Raw genomic sequence first — 18,144 nt, 5'->3', positions numbered from 1 at the left:
TGTAATTAATACCATGATAAACTGGCTACCTTTAAATCTCAAATTGCAAAAACTCCGAGCTAAACTGCTGAATGATCCCTATTATCGTCTACAATCTGGGGCAGAAATTCAGATGGCTGCACAACTGGGGATGCGTATTGATGCTAATCAAGCGACTGTAGATGATTGGCTACGTTTACCAGGGTTATCTATTCATCAAGGGCGATCGCTCGTAGAACTATCACGTTCAGGTGTTAAATTTTATTGTATTGAAGATATAGCAGCGGCTTTGAGTGTTCCTGTACAAAGGCTAGAACCACTGAAACCACTGTTAAATTTTAGCTACTATGATGATGAATCTCTCGCTAATACTACGCAGGTAAATCCCAATACCGCAACGGTAGAAAGTCTGGCGAAAATTCCATTGATAGATTTGTCTCTAGCTGAAACGGTGGTGCAAAATCGCCTCACTGCTGGTTATTACCGTAATTTGGCTGATTTTCAGCAACGGTTAGGACTGTCAGGTGAGGCGATCGCTCAATTAATGTATTATCTGCGGTTTTAGGTAGGAGATCAAGGAGTCAGGAGAATTTTAGATTTTAGATTTTAGATTTTAGATTGGATTCATGAAATACAATCCAAAATCCAAAATCCAAAATCCAAAATAGAATCACCAGTCACCAGTCCCCAGTCACCAATCACCAATCACAAAATTAAGCCGATGCGATCTAAAGGCCAGAAGCGAAAGGTAGCACGGCCAATGAGATTTTGCTGAGGTAAAAAGCCCCAGTATCGGGAGTCATTGCTATCGTTGCGGTTGTCTCCCATCACGAAAAATTCATCTTCTGGGATTTTTACGGTTGGAAATGGCTGATTTGGTGGTTCGGCTATGTAATCTTCTTGTAAAGGCTCACCGTTGAGGTAAACTTTACCATTAGCTACGCTAATTACCTCTCCTGGCTTGCCAATAATACGCTTGATAAAGGCTTGGTTTTTGTCATATCCACGACGTTGTAATTCTGGTGGTGTTTCAAAAACGACAATATCGCCGGTTTCGGGAGGATGAAAACGGTAAGATACTTTTTCCACTACTAAGCGATCGCCTGTGTGTAAGGTGGGGTACATTGATTCTGATGGTATTAATCGGGGTTCGGCGATAAATGTCCTGATCAGTAATGCTAAAGTTAGTGCGATCGCTATTAAAGTCAGATTTTCTTGCCAACCACGCCATGTTTGTGCAGATGTGGATGTTTCTTTAATATTACTTTCCTGCGGCTTCATAGTATTTTGATGATTGTGACTCTCAAGGTATAATTATTAGTAATTTTGGTTCTGTCCGAACCCATACCAATAATCTGAATTATGTCAGAATTCAGGAGTCAGGAGTCACAGGATGTTTGAAAAGTCTAACTTGGGCGATTAGAAATCACATCTACACATACAAAACCTGCCTACGCAGGTTTCAAATCCTTAATTTTTCGTTAGTCCACGCAGGTGGACTTTGCTTGTGTAGTAGCGAATTATATTCGCCATAAACTTTTAAAACATCCTCTGAGATTATAAGCAACATAGTTGAGTATATTGATAACAATCCTGAAGAATCACAACGGTTATTAGGACTGCATTATGAACAGCTAAAGCAACTGATAGAGAAAGCTATAGAGCTACATAATAATAAAAAAGAATTGGCAGAATCTAAAAAAGTCAGGCTGATTCTGGGAGAAGGTGGACGTAAGCAAAAATTAACCCCAGAGTCGCAAATAATTTTAACATTAACATATTTACGTCATTTGACAACATTTCAGAGGATGTTTGAAAAGTCGGAAAGGATGTAAAAAAGCTCTCTCAGTATAAGCTGTGAATAGATAATAAACAGGACCGAGAGAGTAGTATCCGACTTTCCGCACTTCAAAATGTACTACGTTAATACTTCGATAAATTTTACAAAAAATGTTGACATTATTCAGTATTTAAACGTATGAATTATAGCCCTTCGGCGATCGCTATTCAACCACCATTAACCCCAATTTTCGTAATCTTAATGTATTACAAAGCGAAGTGAGGAATGTGGGTTATTATCCTAACTCCTGACTCCTGTACGGGCGAAGCATTCGGGTGATAAATTATCAATTTTTGTTTAAGGCTATTTTCCGAATGCTTCGCCCCTACGACTCCTGACTCCTTATAGAATTTGATGATAAAATAAAAAACATGAAAGAATATGATGTTTTAATTATTGGCGCAGGACACAATGGTTTAGTGTGTGCTGCTTATTTACTCAAAGCAGGTTATAGCGTCCTGCTACTAGAAAAGCGTTCTGTTCCCGGTGGTGCGGCCACAACAGAAGAATGTATACCAGACAACGCACCAGGGTTTAAATTTAACCTCTGTGCTATTGACCATGAATTTATTCATCTCGGTCCAGTTGTTCAGGAATTAGAACTGGAAAAATACGGTTTAGAATATCTAGAATGTGACCCAGTTGTTTTTTGTCCCCATCCTGATGGTAAATATTTTTTAGCCCATAAATCATTAGAAAAAACCTGTGCAGAAATAGCCAGGTATAATGAAAGAGACGCTAAAAAATATGCCGAGTTTACCCATTATTGGCAACGGGCAATTAACGCCATGATGCCCATGTTCAACGCTCCACCCAAATCAATTATAGATATTTTTGGTAACTACAACCTGCAAAAATTCAAAGATTTATTTTCTGTCATTGGTTCTACCCAAAAAAGTTTAGATTTTGTGCGAACAATGCTCACCAGTGCCGAAGATATTTTAAATGAATGGTTTGATGAAGAATTTCTCAAAGCACCTCTTTCTCGATTAGCATCAGAATTAGGAGCGCCACCATCACAAAAAAACCTGGCCATTGGTGTAATGATGATGTCCATGCGTCATCATCCGGGAATGACTAGACCCCGTGGAGGAACAGGTGCATTAGTCAAAGCATTAGTGAATTTAGTCACAGCAAAAGGTGGCGAAATTCTCACAGATCAGCAAGTAGAAAAAGTCTTAATTGATGATGGTAAAGCCGTAGGTGTGCGGGTTGCTAATGGTGAAGAATATCGGGCAAAATATGGAGTAATTTCTAATATTGATGCCAAAAGATTATTTTTACAATTGATAGATGCTCAAGAAGTAGATGATGCAGATCCTGAATTACGAGAAAGATTAGAACGGCGCATAGTTAATAATAATGAAACTATCTTAAAGATAGATTTAGCATTAGATGAACCCTTGCGTTTTCCCTACCATGAACATAAAGACGAATATCTCATTGGTTCAATTTTAATTGCAGATTCCATGAATCATGTAGAACAGGCGCATAGTAAATGTACATTAGGAGAAATACCTGATAGTGATCCCTCAATGTATGTAGTAGTTCCTAGCTTTCTTGATCCGAGTTTAGCACCACCAGGAAAACATACAGTTTGGATTGAATTTTTTGCCCCTTATCAAATAGCTGGAGCAGAAGGTACAGGTTTAAAAGGTACAGGTTGGACCGATGAATTGAAAAATCAAGTTGCAGATAAAGTAGTTGATAAATTAGCAACTTACGCCCCCAACGTGAAAACTGCAACCATCGCTAGAAGAGTAGAAAGTCCAGCAGAATTAGGAGAAAGATTAGGGGCTTATAAAGGCAATTATTACCATATTGATATGACATTAGATCAAATGGTATTTTTTAGACCTTTACCAGAATTAGCAAATTATAAAACCCCCATTGATAACCTGTTTTTAACAGGTGCTGGAACTCATCCCGGTGGTTCAATTTCAGGAATGCCAGGACGTAATTGTGCAAGAGTATTTTTGCAGTCCAAACACCCTATTACTCAGACATTAAAAGATGCTGGAAATTCCATTAAATCTACTGTGGGTTCTGTATTTGGCATTAGTTAAGTAGATGAGATGAAAGAATACACTAACTAAATAATAACCTGATCCCCGATCTCTTTGATCTTTGAGAAGTCGGGGATCTATATCTTGGGGGTTTATCATTGCTCAACCCCTACTGACTGCGGATTCCTAAATTTTGTTGTTAGTATTTAATCAGACATGGTATAATTAAGATTGTCATTATCAAGAGTGAATGTATATTCACCAAAAAAATACATTTAGGAAAACAGTATGGAAAACGAAAAGCAGCAATGGTTTCAACTTGCGCTCCAGATTAAAGGATCTGTAATTACCTCAATTTATAAAAGAGTTATCGGGTGTGGAATATTTGGAATATTAATTTCCGTTCTGTACTATTTTCAAGTACCAGTTTCTCAACCGATTTTAGGAAGTGTGATTCCCAGCATTGTTTTAGGTTTATTATTAGTCTTTAGAACCAATACAGCTTATGAAAGATTTTGGGAAGGAAGAAAAATTTGGGGTTCAACAGTAAATACAGTCCGCAATCTCGCCCGACAAATTTGGGTATCTGTGGATGAAATTGCTATTGAAGATGAAAAGAAGAAGATTGAAACTTTGAAATTATTAATAGCTTTTGCTGTAGCGACTAAACTGCATTTAAGAAACGAACCTATAAATAGCGAATTAGAAGAATTAATGCCAGCATCTTATTATATTAACCTCAAAACAATGAATAATCCGCCCCTTGAGGTAGCTTTTTGGATTAGTGATTACCTACAAAAACAATATAACCGCAATTGCTTAAATAGTTATCAGTTAGCAGCAATGCAGCAATTAGTCAATATTTTAGTCGATAATTTAGGGGCTTGTGAACGCATTTTAAAAACACCCATCCCTCTCGCTTATGCTATTCATCTCAAACAATTATTATTACTGTATTGTTTATTATTACCATTTCAAATTGTTGAGAGTCTTGGTTGGTGGACAGGGTTTATTTCTGCTTTAGTTAGCTTTACTTTATTGGGTATTGAAGCTATTGGGTTAGAAATTGAAAATCCCTTTGGTTATGATGCTAACGATTTACCATTAGATAAAATTTGTGACACCATGAAACGGAATCTTGATGATTTAATCAGTTTGACTCCTAGTATACATTCAAGGAAAGAAGATGTATGAGGGTAACATTATATTGTTGGCAGTTATTTTTAAGCGATCGCTCGATTTCTTCCTTGTTTCATTTTGGCAATATAGGAACATCTCAAATGTGTAAATTTATTTTTATCTATGGAAATAATATGTACAAAGGTTCTGATATGATTGAACCGCAAAGGGCGCAAAGGACACAAAGGTAAGAGAGTTTCAGAGAGTTTTTGGTGTGGCTGTGTTTATTTTTTTCAAAATTGGGATGCTCCTGGCGATATCTTCCCCCTTGATGTTTTTGCAGAGACGTATACCAAATTAATAATTATTAATTTTACATGAAAATTACTTCACTTTAAATAATAATACTTTGGCAACTTTCAATGCTCAGATTACCGACTTCTCTAAGAAATATGCTATTTTCTGGTTAAAAATTTATTCAAATTTACAAACACTTAATACCTTCCATATCAAAAGCAACCAAGCGCAAAGGATATCTAGCAGGTGCTTGGGCAAAAATGCGGGCAAATTCTAACAAAACTGCTACTCCAGTAGCATTATCATCAGCAGCTACAGTACCAGGTACACCATCATAGTGAGCGCCGATTAAAATAGGAGGTAAATCAGCCGATACAAAAAAGCTAACTAATGCTAACAACAGCCAGCTTTTTCTTCCTGCTTCACCCTAGAAGTGTCGGCACTATCTAGTCCACAGGCTAACACGCTCAATCTGACCGCTTCTTGTTTTAAGTTAATCGCAGCGTTTAAATCTCTGTCAATCTCAAAGCCACAACTATCACATTTAAACACTCTTTGAGATAATGACAGTGATGATTTTTTCTCTCCACAATTTGAGCAAGTCTTACTACTGGGATAAAATCTATCCACAATTACTAACTTACTGCCATACAGTTGTGTTTTGTATTCTAGCTGCCTTCTAAATTCATAAAAGCCCATATTCGCAATAGCTTTTGATAATTTCCCATTCGCTAACATCCCAGATACATTCAAATCTTCTATCCCTATAACCGCGTGGTTTTTGCTGATATAGGTGGTGATTTTATGTAATGTATCTTTTCTGATGTTGGCTATTTTTTGGTGTAATCTCGCTATTTTGATTTGTGCTTTTCTATAATTATTTGAACCTACTTTTTTATGGCGGTTCAAATATTGCATTCTTGCTAGTTTATCTTCATACTTTTTATAGCTTTTTACACCATTGAATATTTCTCCTGTTGATAATATTGCTAGATGATTTATGCCTAAATCTACTCCTACAAACTCTTGATTTTTCTCGGTTTGAGTCGTTCTCACCTCCAGTTTCCAAGAGATAAACCATTTATCAGCCTGTTTACTTATGGTGACAGATTTAGGTTTATATCCTGTCGGGAGAATTTCATAAGTTTTCAGCCAACCAATGACAGGAACTTTTACCTTTCTGTAGTCAATTTTTATTGACCCATCTAAGGTAAAAGAATCATGTCTCCCTTTTTTCTTAAACTTAGGAAATCCTTTACTTTTTTTAAAGAAAGCTTTAAAGGCATCTGAGAGATATCTTAATGCGTATTGAGGGGCGCATTTGGATACGTCATAATACCAAGGATGGGTAGATTTAATGGCTGCTACTAACCATTTATGTAAATCTATGGCTGTAGGAAATTTGATTTTGTCTTGAGAATTAAGTTTGTTATGTAATAATACCTGTTGACAAAGTGCTAAACCTTGATTCCAAGCGTGTCTAGCTACTCCTGCGTGTTGTGCTAGTAGTAGTTGTTGTTGCTTGTTAACCTTGAGTTGGGTCTTGAATCCTAGTAACATACAAGTATTTTACTGTAATTCTGTCATCAAGAGCAGATGAGTCGAAATTTTGAGCAAATGTTAGTATTTGTTATTATTAGTTAATAAAACAGTAACTAGCTACTAACCTTTTGTCTTTTCTCTTGAGCAGGTAAATTTAAAATCAGGTTATTACAACTTTTACTCCCCACTTTAAAGGTGTGGATTTCCACACTTCCCCATTGTCCTAATTGCTGGCGGATGTATTCTTGAACAAAGAAATGTCCCGCACTGGCCATATAAGGATCGCGTTCCCGTGCTATTTCTTGCAGATGATTGAGTAATCGTTGTTTTAAAGTCAAGATGGTGATTGGTGATTGGTGATTGGTGACTGGTGAATGGGAAAATCAAATAATTTCCCCCTGCTCCCTGCTCCCTGCTCCCCTGCTCCCCTGCCTATCTACCTGTTCTCCCTGTGCAAATGCTATCCTAGTTTGGCAAGTGACAGGTTAAGCTACAATTTCTCTAAATATCTAAATTATTGAATTTATGGAATTAATGATAATTATACCATTGGGCGGTTTTTAACATCTGGCTGCCAGCGGAAAATATGCCTCCCAATCATAATATATAGATGTAGTCAAACACGCAGCAGGAGAAGAGTAACGCATGGGCAAGGTAGTCGGCATCGACTTGGGTACAACCAACTCAGTAGTCGCCGTGATGGAGGGTGGCAAGCCGGTGGTGATTGCCAATGCTGAAGGTATGCGAACCACCCCCTCTGTTGTTGGTTTCAGTAAAGAAGGCGAAAGGGTGGTGGGGCAAATGGCCAGACGGCAAACTGTGCTGAATCCCCAAAATACCTTTTTTGCAGTTAAACGCTTTATTGGGCGCAGGTACGCGGAACTTAACCCCGATTCTAAGCGTGTACCCTACACTATTCGTAAGGATGAAATGGGCAATATTAAAGTTGCCTGTCCGCGATTAAATAAAGAATTTGCCCCGGAAGAAATTTCAGCAATGGTGCTGAAGAAATTAGCGGCTGATGCGAGTCGTTATCTGGGTGAACCTGTGACGGGGGCTGTAATTACCGTACCTGCTTATTTTAATGATTCTCAACGTCAAGCTACCCGCGATGCTGGCAGAATCGCAGGTTTAGAAGTGCTACGTATTCTTAATGAACCTACCGCCGCTTCCCTAGCCTACGGATTAGAAAGAGGTGATGTAGAAACCATCCTGGTTTTTGACTTGGGTGGTGGTACTTTTGATGTTTCCATTCTAGAAGTAGGTGACGGCGTTTTTGAAGTTAAAGCTACTAGTGGAGATACCCAGTTAGGTGGTAATGATTTTGACAAAAAAATAGTTGATTGGTTGGCGGATCAATTTTTAGAGACAGAAGGGGTAGATTTAAGGCGCGATCGCCAAGCATTGCAACGGTTAATGGAAGCCGCAGAAAAAGCCAAAATTGAACTTTCTGCCGTCAGCGTCACCGATATTAACTTACCCTTTATCACCGCTACCGAGGACGGACCAAAACATTTAGAAACTCGCCTCACCCGTTCCCAGTTTGAAGCTTTATGTACTGACTTAATCAGTCGGATTCGTAACCCAGTCAAACGGGCGTTAAAAGATGCCGGACTATCACCTGTAGACATTGAAGAAGTTGTCTTAGTAGGTGGTTCTACAAGAATGCCAATGGTAAAACAACTGGTAGAAGATTTAATTGGTATTGAACCCAGCGAAAATGTCAACCCTGATGAAGTAGTAGCCGTAGGTGCAGCTATTCAAGCAGGTATTCTGGCAGGAGAAACCAAGGATGTACTACTGTTAGATGTCACACCCTTATCCTTGGGTTTAGAAACCATAGGTGGGGTGATGAAAAAACTGATTCCCCGCAATACTACCATCCCCGTCAGACGATCTGATATTTTTTCTACATCGGAAAATAACCAAAACAGTGTAGAAATTCACGTAGTCCAAGGGGAAAGGGAAATGGCAGCAGATAACAAATCCTTGGGACGTTTCAAGCTGTATGGTATTCCTCCAGCACCTAGAGGTATACCACAAATTCAAGTAGCTTTTGATATAGATGCCAACGGTATTTTACAGGTAACGGCATTAGATCGGACAACTGGACGAGAACAGAGTATTACTATTCAAGGTGCTTCTACCTTGAGTGAATCAGAAATTAATAGAATGATTCAAGATGCTCAGAAATATGCTGATATTGACCGGGAACGCAAAGAAAGAGTAGAAAAACGGACTCGTTCCGAAGCTTTGATTTTACAAGCAGAAAGACAACTGCGGGAAGTAGCCTTAGAAATGGGGATGCAGTTTGCCCGCAACCGTCGTCAACGCATTGACAATATTTGCCGGGAACTGCGAGAAAGTTTAAAAGATGATGATGATCGGGGTATTGATCAGGCTTACTCAGACTTGCAAGATGCTCTCTATGAGCTAAATCGAGAAGTCCGTGAGTATTATGCTGAAGATGAAGACGAAGATTTATTTGGTGCGATTCGGGAAATCTTCACAGGTGATAAAGAACGAGAACGAGATTATTCTCCCAGAGAAACCTATCGAGAACGGGATTCTTATAACAGAAACTATGGTCGGGACTATGGTAAAGACTATGGTAGAGGCAATGGCAGGGACTATGGTAAAGACTATAGTCGAGAAAATCGTTCTTCCTCCTATGATAACAGTCCTCCCCCCCGTCCCAGTCGTCCCAGCTATCAAGACAACTGGGATGATGATGATGATTGGCTGTAAAGCAATTTTAGATTTTGGATTTTAGATTTTAGATTGGGGATTAAATTTATTGCATCTAAAATCTAATTTCAAATATTTGCAAGGTCAGTAAAAAGCAGAAGCATAACTGACAAATGATAACTGATAACTGATAACTAATAACTGATAACTGACTATGCAAAACTTGCAAAATTTCCGCGATTATTACGAGATTTTGGGAGTCACAAAAGATGCCTCTAGCGAAGAAATTAAAAAGGTTTATCGCAGGTTAGCAAGGCAATATCACCCTGATCTCAATCCTGGTGACAAGGAAGCAGAAGAAAAATTTAAGACTATTGGTGAGGCTTATGAAATTCTTTCCGATCCCAGTCGGCGATCGCAATATGATCAGTTTAGCCGTTATTGGAAACAAAAGGGCTTTGCTGGTAGCAAACAGTCACCAAAACCCAAAGGTTGGGGAGATAGTCGCGCTAACAGTCGCAGCAGTCAAAATGTAGATCCCAGCGATTTTCCTGATTTTGAAAGTTTTATTAATCAAGTCATAGGTGTTAGTAGTCGCAAAGAAACTAAAACTAATACTGGTAGTACAACCACTAGCGATCCCTTTCGCACTCCCAGAACCAAAGTAGCTTATACAGTTAACACTCCACCCCGTACCACTCGCAGAGATATCGAAGCGAGGTTAACTTTACCTCTAGAAAAAGCTTATCAAGGTGGTAATGAAAGAATACGTTTAGAAGATGGGCGATCGCTAGAAGTAACTATGCCACCTGCTATGGTAACAGGTCAAACTATCCGGTTACGCAATCAAGGTATAGGTGGCGGTGATTTATACTTAAAAATTACCGTTGAAACCCATCCGTTATTTAAACTAGAAGGTGCTAATATTTTCTGTCAAATTCCTGTAACTCCCAGTGAAGCCGTTTTAGGTGGACAAGTGGAAGCACCCACTTTAGATGGTCCTGTAAAAATGACAATTCCTCCCGCAGTTAGATCCGGTCAAAGATTTAGATTAGCTAATAAAGGTTATCCCGTAGAAGGTGGTAAACGGGGTGATCAATTAGTAGAAATTCAAATAGTCACACCGAAAAATATTACAGATGAAGAAAGACAACTTTATGAAAAATTGCGGGAAATTGAAAGTTTTAAACCAAGGGCGGATTTGATTTAATGGTAATTTAATTATCAGAATCAGGATTTTTAGGATATCCTGGAGTAAGTCAACAGTTAAATCCGAATATGAAATTGTAAGTATTCAGCTATCAGTAATCAGTAATCAGTAATCAGCCAATAGAAAGGATTCAGACGTTTTAATCTTAGTAATGTTGAATGTTATCTGCATCTGTTTTTTCATTATTTGTATTTTCATATTTCAGGTACATAGCTGATGGCTGACGGCTGATGGCTGAGTGATTACTGAAATTAATTAGTGAGGGCATATTATGAGTGTATCTCTCTATGAAAAAGATTTTAATTTATGGCTAGAATTAACAATTAAGCAATTAGAAAGCCATGAATTTACAGTTTTAGATACAGTGAATTTGATTGAGGAGTTAAAAGATTTGGGGAAAGCAGAAAAAAATGCTTTAGAGAGTAATTTAATGATTTTATTAGCCCATTTATTAAAGCTAAAAGTTCAAGCTGATGCCCCAGAAACAATGAAAAATAGTTGGTATAATTCGGTGATTGAACATCGTAAACGTATCAAAAAACAATTATCAAAAATGCCGTCTCTGAAATCCTATTTACCAGAAATTTTAGAAGATTCCTATGTAGATGGTAAAGATATTGCTATCAAAGAAGGAAAATTGGCATCTTTTGGAGTTCGTATTCCTGATGAATTTGAATATCCTGATCTATGTCCTTTTACCATTGAGGAAATTTTAGATGATGAATTTTATGGATCATCTTCATCTAATTTTGGTTAAGAATTACTCTTATCAATTGAAAATTGACAATTGAAAATTGACAATTGTTTCATTCAAGGCTTCCGCCGTGAGCGTCAGCCGAACGGTTTAAAACCTCCCCTTTCCAGGGGAAAAATAAAAAATCTGCTTTTTCAATCCTCTCCCTTCAAGGGAAAGGTAATTGTCAATTATTGAATTTGTTATGGTGATTTTTAGATCCCCTAATTCTTAAAGAAGTCGGGGTTATATCCACTCCACTGTCTATTTTATGTCTAATTTGTTGGAATACTTAATTTTTTCTGCAATAGCTTTTTCTGCTCCAATTTATCGCTGGGAACATGAGTATTTATTACAGTTCTCAGCAGATCAAAAATAAAGACTTTTGTGGTCTAGATTTTTTCTTAGTTTTGGATACAGAAAACCGACACCGTAATACTTGGGTCGTTTGGCAAGAAGGGCGTAAATATCCTAACCTGATTATATCTATTTCCCATTCCCAAACCTGATTTTACCATAGGTATTAACACATAAAATCAGGTTCTACCGTACTTGTTATGCTAATTTAACCTGAGTTCGAGGGAACAGGGAACAGGGAACAGGGAACAGAGATTAAGAGGGAATATTTAGACATTTTCTTCAATAACCAACATTATTTCCCTTATACGGTAAGCCTTTTCAGATTTTATCAGAACAATTTAGCATATTAGGTACTGAAGAGCCTAAAATCATCAGCTTTGAAGTAGAAACAAAAGAAAAAATAAAAATTATGCCCAGGTTTTCTAAAAATGATTTATGCTGCTAATATAGAAAAAAGAGAAGTTGATCATCTTCTCTTAAATGACAGTCTGACACCAACAAAATAACTGCTATTATTGATTATTATCTTTGCGTCTTATCTCAAGTTATACTAAGTTTTACTTCTGAATCTTTGCGATGAATATGATTAGCTGAAGGCTTACTAATACATTAGTAAGTCGGATATTTAATAGCTAATTTTCGCAACATCATAAATTTTTCCGGTATACATAAATAAGAAGAAAATATTAAGCCAATAGCTATCTTAATGGTTTATATATTTTCGCTGACTTAATTTTTCCTATCTGAGTCGCTACCAACAAACAACATCAACTATCAGGAGAAATTACCATGACTATTGCAGGAGAAACAACCCTGTTCAACAACCAAAGCATCTTACAAAATTTTACTTTCGGTGAAGAAATTGACGAACAAGCTGCGGAAATCATTTCTGGTGGTGTGGAGAGATTTACTCTGAAAAATGCCACACAACAAGCGATTATTTACACAGTAGATGACGTTGCATGGATTATAAAACCAAACGAAGAACATACAGTGATTACCGACATGGGTGGGAAAATAAGATTTGATGGAGATACTCGAGACAATAGATTAAGGGTAAAAGGATATAATCTAAGAGATGCTGGAAGATATGTATTTTCTAACTCTTCCAACAGTAATCCTAATAGAATTGACTTATACCGTCAAGCTTAATCTTCTGGAAAAATAGCCGTTGGTTTTTGATTAAAGCCAACATCATCTATTTCATTTGTTTGTAACAGACCGAGAAATATTGACCAATAAACTCAACTAAATTTCAGGAGTAACTCAAGTGAGTATTACTATTGCCACCTCTTTTTTACACAACCAAAGTATTTTAGAAAATATTGCTTTGGTAGAAGAAATTGACGAACAAGCAGCAGAAATCATTTCTGGAGGTCAATTTGCCAATTTGCTGAGTAAAGAAGTATATGCTTTGGATGATGGAAACGAAGAACCAAAGCTATACGATCCCAATAATCCTAATAATCCTAATAATCCTAATAAACCTGAAGAACGTGAAGATTCTGAAGAACCTAATCAACCTGTTCAGCAAGCTAATTTTGGATTTGGTGATAACAGAATATCTAGAAGAAGATACGGATTCAGAGGTAGAAACAGTAACAGAAATCGTTACTGTTAATTAGGGTTGATTTATAACTATCAAACCTCAAGTTCTACAGATTCATCACAGCCAATAATAATTTTTTCGACTGCGTAAATCCTCTTCTTTCACTGTATTTTCGCTTCAAAAATTACGCCAGTCAATGAAATATCAAATTGTCTTACAACACAGTGAAGAAGACTGTGGTGCAGCTGCTTTAGCTACAATTGCCAAATATTACGGACGCACTTTTACCCTCAACCGTGTACGTGAAGCTGTGGGTACTGGTGCAAGAGGAACTACTTTATTAGGATTAAAGCGGGGTGCGGAAACATTAGGATTTCATACCCGACAAGTTAAAGCTACTCCTGAACTCATTAACCAATTAAATCAAGCGCCTTTACCTGCTATCATTCATTGGAAAGGCTACCATTGGGTCGTATTATACGGACAAAAAGGCAAAAAATATATCATTGCTGACCCTGGTGTGGGTATCCGTTACTTAACTCACCAGGAATTAATCACAGGTTGGAGTAATGGGGTGATGTTGTTACTCCTTCCTGATGAAAGTCGTTTTTATCAACAAGAATCAGATAATATTGGCGGTTTGGGGCGTTATTTGCAACGGGTTTATCCCTATCGGTTTATTTTAGCCCAGGCGATCGCCATGAATATCGCCATCGGTATGCTTTCCCTTGCATCACCCTTTATGATGCAGTTACTCACCGATGATGTTCTCGTGCGGGGAAATACTCAACTATTAACTACCGTCGCTATCAGTGTAATTACCCTCAATTTAATTAAAAGTGCTATTAGTTTAGTACAATCTCATTTGATTGGTCATTTTGGACAAAAATTACAATTAGGATTAATCCTAGAATATGGACGCAAACTCTTACATTTACCCCTAGCTTATTTTGAAGGAAGACGTAGCGGAGAAGTAGTAAGTCGCATTGCAGATGTTCACGCTGTAAATAATTTAGTTTCTCAAATTGTCTTAGGATTACCTAGTCAATTTTTTATTGCTATAGTTTCCTTGGGTTTTATGCTTTTTTACAGTTGGGAATTAACTATAGCTTCCATATTTGCATTTATGATTATTACTGGTATTAACTTATTATTCTTACCAGCAATCCGCCGGAAAACTCGCAATATGATTGTTTCCGGTACAGAAAATCAAGGTTTTTTAGTGGAAACATTTAGAGGAGTACAAGTTTTAAAAACCACCCAAGCTACACCCCAAGCGTGGGAAGAATATCAAGGGAATTTTGGTCGTCTTGCTAACTTGGGTTGGAGTACCATGCAATTAGGACTTTATAGTAGTACCATCACAAATATTCTTTCTACATTTATTAATATTGGTATTCTTTGGATTGGTAGTTATTTAGTCATTAATCGTCATTTAACCATTGGACAATTGATTGCTTATAATAGCATGAGTGGCAATTTTCTAGGCTTTTTAAGTTCTGGAATTGACTTAATAGATGAATTTATCACTTCTCAAATAGTTATTCAACGTCTGACAGAAGTTATTGAAGCTACCCCAGAAGATGAAAATGATGTTAAAAAGCAATGGGTAGAAATTCCTGCTCATACAGATATTACTTGCACAGAAGTTAATTTTCATCACACTGGAAGAGTAGATTTATTGCAGGATTTTTCTGTAATTATTCCCGGTGGACAAGTAATTGCTTTAATTGGTAAATCTGGATGTGGTAAAAGTACCTTAGCTAAATTGATTACAGGTTTATATAAAATTCAATCAGGCAATATTCGTTATGGTTGTTATAATCAACAAGATTTAGCTTTAGAATGTTTACGAAATCAGGTAGTTTTAATTCCCCAAGAACCCCATTTTTGGAGTCGTTCTATTTTAGATAATTTCTTATTTAGTTATGCTCATATTAGTTTCGATGAAATTGTCAAAGCTTGTCATATTACTGGTGCTGACGATTTTATAAGCGAATTACCAGATAAATATCAAACTGTTTTAGGAGAATTTGGTGCTAATCTTTCTGGGGGACAAAAGCAAAGATTAGCCATAGCGAGAGCGATAGTTACTGATCCACCAATATTGATTTTAGATGAATCTACTAGCGCCCTTGATCCAGTGAGTGAAGCACAAATATTAGACCAGATTTTAGAGTATCGTCACGGTAAAACTACTATTTTAATTAGTCACCGACCGCGAGTCATTCGTCGTGCAGATTGGATTGTTTTTTTAGAAAAAGGACGTTTAAAAATTCAAGGTACACCAGGAGATTTGTCGAAAGTTCCTGGTGAACATTTAGATTTTTTAGATGATGTTATTTTGATATAAATTAATTTCTACATTAATTTTTAGATTATTTTTTAAATTAATTTTTACATTTGCGTATTTTATAACTCTTCATTTTCAAACTTTAGCCAAAAATAACAAATGAATAAATGTCTGAAATATAGTTTCTTTAGGGTGTAATTTTGTTACCCAATAATTATTAATTCTCAATGGTTATTTGATTATCTCATAACTGATTACTGAAAGCTGAAAGCTGATTACTGATAGCTATAATTATGGCTAAAGATACTGACTCATTAAACCCAATTCAAACCGATGAATTTCTCCCACCTATTAGTCATTGGACTACCTATGGTGGACTGTTTATTCTCTGTGTTTTAATATTAGCAATTCCAGTATCTGCACTGACTAAATATAAGGTGACAGTTAAAGGACAAGCAGTGGTTCGTCCATCAGGAGAATTGCGAATTGTGCAAGCGTCCACCGAAGGTCAAATTAGGCAAATTTATGTCAAAGAAAATCAAGTTGTGAAAACTGGAGAGGCAATAGCTATTATTGATGATTCTCGATTACAAACTAAAAAAAGTCAATTACAAACTAATATTCAACAAGCAAATTTACAACTTGTACAAATTAATGCTCAAATTCAAAATTTGAACTTGCAAATTAACGCCGAACTTGATAAAATTAATCGAATTATTAATGCTGCTGAAGCTGAACTGAGCGATCGCATCCGTCAATATCAGGATAAAAAAATTACCACCGTCTCTGAACTCCAAGAAGCTCAAGCTAATGTCCAAATTGCTCAAGAAGAATTAAAAATAGGACTAGCCAGATTAAAAATAGAACAAGCTAATTTAGAATCAGCCGAAGCAGTTTTGAATACAGCAAAATCCAAGCAAGAAAGATATGAAAGCGTAGCGCAAGCAGGAGCATTATCGAAAAATCAAGTAGAAGAAGCACAACTAGCGACTAAACAGCAAGAACAAGCCGTAAAAGCCCAAAAATCAGTAATTGAAGCCCAAAAAGAAACAATTACCAAACTAGAGAAAGCTGTATATGTTGCCCTAACCAGAAAACAGCGTGCAAAAGCAGCAATTAACCCCAGTCATGCAGAAGTAAAAATCGCCATTGAACGTATAGCCCAAGAAAAAGCAGCAGGAGAAAGTAACAAAGCAGCCTTAGAAAAAGAACGTCAAATGACAATTAAACAAAAAGTAGAAATTGAAAAACAGCTAGAACGGGATATTAGAGAAATCAAACAAGTAGACATAGAAATAAATCAGACCACTATTACCGCAACAGCGGATGGTATAATTACGCAAATAAACCTGCGTAACCCTGGACAAACCGTGCGAACTGGGGAAGAAATATTACAAATAGTCCCCAGTGATGCGAAACAGATCATCAAAGCAGCAGTAGCATCAGAAGATAAAAACAAACTGAAAATTGGTCAACCCGTGCAGATGCGAGTTACCGCTTGTCCTTACCCGGATTATGGTACACTCAACGGTAAAGTTGAAGCAATTTCACCAGATGCCATTGCACCGCCAAAAAAATCAACAGAGGAATCAATTACTAATAACACCAGTCCCAGAGCCACAGTACCAGGTACACTTTATGAAGTGACAATTGAACCACAAAACTTAGTTTTAGGTACAGGGAAAAATGTGTGTCACATTCAACTAGGAATGGAAGGAAGAGTAGATATAATTTCCCGTGAAGAAAGCGTACTGCAATTTTTCTTGAGAAAAGCCAGATTAATAGCAGATTTGTGATAGTGTTTTCTCATCATCAGGAAAAAAATTATCTGCGTTTATCTGCGTTTATCTGCGTTTAATGCTAAATTACCGCACCTCACTAGGACGGGAAAAGTAGTCATAATTTAAAATATAAAAACAGATGTGATCAAAGTGAATCAAAACCGTGAGTCAAACTGGGACACAGGCACAAAGCAGTAACACTACAACATATTACACCCTATTAGGACTGCATCCCTCAGCGTCAGTCATAGATATACGTCGCGCTTATCGAGAACTGAGTAAACAGTATCATCCAGATACAACAGAATTACCTGATCATGTTGCTACTGCCAAATTTCAGGAAATTAACGAAGCTTACGCTACTCTCAGTCATCCAGAGCGCCGTTTAAGTTATGATTTAAAGATTGGTTATTCGCGATTTGGGGTAATTCAAACACCAACAGATTTAAACCATCCAGTGCATAAACCCCATGATTATTCTAAATCAATGTACTTGGATGCAAGCGATCGCCCTTTATCATCGGGCGAAATCTTTGTATTATTTGTGTTGGTTTTAACCTTTGTGGGTTGTTTAGTATTGGCGATCGCTGTTGCTGTGTTCCGTGGTGAACCGAGTTTACAAACTCAACTCTCATCATATTTGAATATACAACAAATTTACCAAATCTACCAAATTAATACACAAACAACAAGTATAATTTAACAATTATTATTGAACAATTGATAATTACTTCTCCGTCATTCATG

At 37.0% G+C, this 18,144-nt stretch carries 16 protein-coding genes and 2 pseudogenes; 14 read left to right on the top strand and 4 right to left on the bottom strand.

The annotated features are described in order from the left end of the window. Positions 1-13 precede the first annotated feature (13 nt). On the top strand, positions 14-544 hold the full coding sequence (locus tag K2F26_RS00965) for a ComEA family DNA-binding protein (protein WP_194056487.1): 531 nt from the start codon (positions 14-16) through the stop codon (positions 542-544). A gap of 140 nt (positions 545-684) precedes the next feature. On the opposite strand, the gene lepB is transcribed toward K2F26_RS00965, so the two are convergent. Then, positions 685-1,260, bottom strand: coding sequence for a signal peptidase I (gene lepB / locus K2F26_RS00960; protein ID WP_220610005.1), 576 nt, complete (start codon positions 1,258-1,260; stop codon positions 685-687). Positions 1,261-1,664: 404 nt separating this feature from the next. Between lepB and K2F26_RS24500 the strand changes: the two genes are divergently transcribed. The 4 genes from K2F26_RS24500 to K2F26_RS00940 all read left to right on the top strand — a co-directional run bounded on the left by K2F26_RS24500 (position 1,665) and on the right by K2F26_RS00940 (position 5,195). Then, positions 1,665-1,814, top strand: a complete 150-nt coding sequence (locus tag K2F26_RS24500; protein WP_246605487.1) for a helix-turn-helix domain-containing protein — start codon at positions 1,665-1,667, stop codon at positions 1,812-1,814. Between the two features lie 376 nt (positions 1,815-2,190). Continuing rightward, on the top strand, positions 2,191-3,885 hold the full coding sequence (gene crtO / locus K2F26_RS00950) for a beta-carotene ketolase CrtO (RefSeq protein WP_220610004.1): 1,695 nt from the start codon (positions 2,191-2,193) through the stop codon (positions 3,883-3,885). 228 nt (positions 3,886-4,113) lie between these two features. Then, positions 4,114-5,019, top strand: coding sequence for a bestrophin family protein (locus K2F26_RS00945; protein WP_220610003.1), 906 nt, complete (start codon positions 4,114-4,116; stop codon positions 5,017-5,019). Then, positions 5,016-5,195 carry a hypothetical protein gene (locus K2F26_RS00940; RefSeq protein WP_220610002.1) on the top strand — a complete coding sequence of 60 codons (180 nt, stop codon included), beginning with the start codon at positions 5,016-5,018 and terminating at the stop codon, positions 5,193-5,195. The genes K2F26_RS00945 and K2F26_RS00940 overlap by 4 nt, the downstream gene beginning before the upstream one ends. Positions 5,196-5,446: 251 nt before the next feature. On the opposite strand, the pseudogene K2F26_RS00935 reads toward K2F26_RS00940, so the two are convergent. From K2F26_RS00935 to K2F26_RS00925, 3 genes and pseudogenes are all read right to left on the bottom strand, one after another. Then, positions 5,447-5,608: pseudogene (locus K2F26_RS00935) on the bottom strand (M28 family peptidase); the annotation flags it as partial. Positions 5,609-5,634: 26 nt separating this feature from the next. Next, positions 5,635-6,801, bottom strand: coding sequence for an RNA-guided endonuclease InsQ/TnpB family protein (locus K2F26_RS00930; RefSeq protein WP_220610001.1), 1,167 nt, complete (start codon positions 6,799-6,801; stop codon positions 5,635-5,637). Between the two features lie 107 nt (positions 6,802-6,908). Next, positions 6,909-7,121: pseudogene (locus K2F26_RS00925) on the bottom strand (peptidase M28); the annotation flags it as partial. A 307-nt stretch (positions 7,122-7,428) separates the two neighbouring features. Between K2F26_RS00925 and dnaK the strand changes: the two are divergent. From dnaK to K2F26_RS00880, 9 genes are all read left to right on the top strand, one after another. Further along, on the top strand, positions 7,429-9,531 hold the full coding sequence (gene dnaK, locus K2F26_RS00920) for a molecular chaperone DnaK (protein ID WP_220610000.1): 2,103 nt from the start codon (positions 7,429-7,431) through the stop codon (positions 9,529-9,531). A gap of 154 nt (positions 9,532-9,685) precedes the next feature. Further along, a complete protein-coding gene (locus tag K2F26_RS00915) occupies positions 9,686-10,681 on the top strand; it encodes a DnaJ C-terminal domain-containing protein (RefSeq protein WP_220609999.1) in 996 nt (331 codons plus the stop codon). 271 nt (positions 10,682-10,952) lie between these two features. Beyond that, positions 10,953-11,438 carry a DUF29 domain-containing protein gene (locus K2F26_RS00910; RefSeq protein ID WP_220609998.1) on the top strand — a complete coding sequence of 162 codons (486 nt, stop codon included), beginning with the start codon at positions 10,953-10,955 and terminating at the stop codon, positions 11,436-11,438. Positions 11,439-11,755: 317 nt separating this feature from the next. Further along, on the top strand, positions 11,756-11,923 hold the full coding sequence (locus K2F26_RS00905; RefSeq protein WP_246605486.1) for a hypothetical protein: 168 nt from the start codon (positions 11,756-11,758) through the stop codon (positions 11,921-11,923). A 640-nt stretch (positions 11,924-12,563) separates the two neighbouring features. Then, entirely contained in the window at positions 12,564-12,926 is a 363-nt protein-coding gene (locus tag K2F26_RS00900; protein WP_220609997.1) for a hypothetical protein, read from the top strand. Between the two features lie 118 nt (positions 12,927-13,044). After that, complete coding sequence (locus K2F26_RS00895) at positions 13,045-13,395, top strand: hypothetical protein (RefSeq protein WP_220609996.1); 351 nt, start codon at positions 13,045-13,047, stop codon at positions 13,393-13,395. 124 nt (positions 13,396-13,519) lie between these two features. Continuing rightward, the gene (locus tag K2F26_RS00890; RefSeq protein WP_220609995.1) at positions 13,520-15,676 is read left to right on the top strand and encodes a peptidase domain-containing ABC transporter; all 2,157 of its coding nucleotides are present in this window, start codon (positions 13,520-13,522) and stop codon (positions 15,674-15,676) included. A 233-nt stretch (positions 15,677-15,909) separates the two neighbouring features. After that, entirely contained in the window at positions 15,910-17,412 is a 1,503-nt protein-coding gene (locus K2F26_RS00885) for an HlyD family secretion protein (protein ID WP_220609994.1), read from the top strand. Positions 17,413-17,560: 148 nt separating this feature from the next. Further along, complete coding sequence (locus tag K2F26_RS00880; protein ID WP_220609993.1) at positions 17,561-18,100, top strand: J domain-containing protein; 540 nt, start codon at positions 17,561-17,563, stop codon at positions 18,098-18,100. Positions 18,101-18,144 lie beyond the last annotated feature (44 nt).

Source organism: Sphaerospermopsis torques-reginae ITEP-024, assembly GCF_019598945.1.
Taxonomy (GTDB): domain Bacteria; phylum Cyanobacteriota; class Cyanobacteriia; order Cyanobacteriales; family Nostocaceae; genus Sphaerospermopsis.
The sequence above is the reverse complement of the archived record's forward strand: the minus strand, read 5'-3'. Positions and strand labels throughout refer to the sequence as shown.

What these genes read in the sequence shown, in the direction of transcription:
- K2F26_RS00965 (WP_194056487.1), top strand. Translation starts at nt 14, where the DNA reads ATGATAAACTGGCTACCTTTAAATCTCAAATTGCAAAAACTCCGAGCT.
- lepB (WP_220610005.1), bottom strand. Translation starts at nt 1,260, where the DNA reads ATGAAGCCGCAGGAAAGTAATATTAAAGAAACATCCACATCTGCACAA.
- crtO (WP_220610004.1), top strand. Translation starts at nt 2,191, where the DNA reads ATGAAAGAATATGATGTTTTAATTATTGGCGCAGGACACAATGGTTTA.
- K2F26_RS00945 (WP_220610003.1), top strand. Translation starts at nt 4,114, where the DNA reads ATGGAAAACGAAAAGCAGCAATGGTTTCAACTTGCGCTCCAGATTAAA.
- K2F26_RS00940 (WP_220610002.1), top strand. Translation starts at nt 5,016, where the DNA reads ATGAGGGTAACATTATATTGTTGGCAGTTATTTTTAAGCGATCGCTCG.
- K2F26_RS00930 (WP_220610001.1), bottom strand. Translation starts at nt 6,801, where the DNA reads ATGTTACTAGGATTCAAGACCCAACTCAAGGTTAACAAGCAACAACAA.
- dnaK (WP_220610000.1), top strand. Translation starts at nt 7,429, where the DNA reads ATGGGCAAGGTAGTCGGCATCGACTTGGGTACAACCAACTCAGTAGTC.
- K2F26_RS00915 (WP_220609999.1), top strand. Translation starts at nt 9,686, where the DNA reads ATGCAAAACTTGCAAAATTTCCGCGATTATTACGAGATTTTGGGAGTC.
- K2F26_RS00910 (WP_220609998.1), top strand. Translation starts at nt 10,953, where the DNA reads ATGAGTGTATCTCTCTATGAAAAAGATTTTAATTTATGGCTAGAATTA.
- K2F26_RS00905 (WP_246605486.1), top strand. Translation starts at nt 11,756, where the DNA reads ATGAGTATTTATTACAGTTCTCAGCAGATCAAAAATAAAGACTTTTGT.
- K2F26_RS00900 (WP_220609997.1), top strand. Translation starts at nt 12,564, where the DNA reads ATGACTATTGCAGGAGAAACAACCCTGTTCAACAACCAAAGCATCTTA.
- K2F26_RS00890 (WP_220609995.1), top strand. Translation starts at nt 13,520, where the DNA reads ATGAAATATCAAATTGTCTTACAACACAGTGAAGAAGACTGTGGTGCA.
- K2F26_RS00885 (WP_220609994.1), top strand. Translation starts at nt 15,910, where the DNA reads ATGGCTAAAGATACTGACTCATTAAACCCAATTCAAACCGATGAATTT.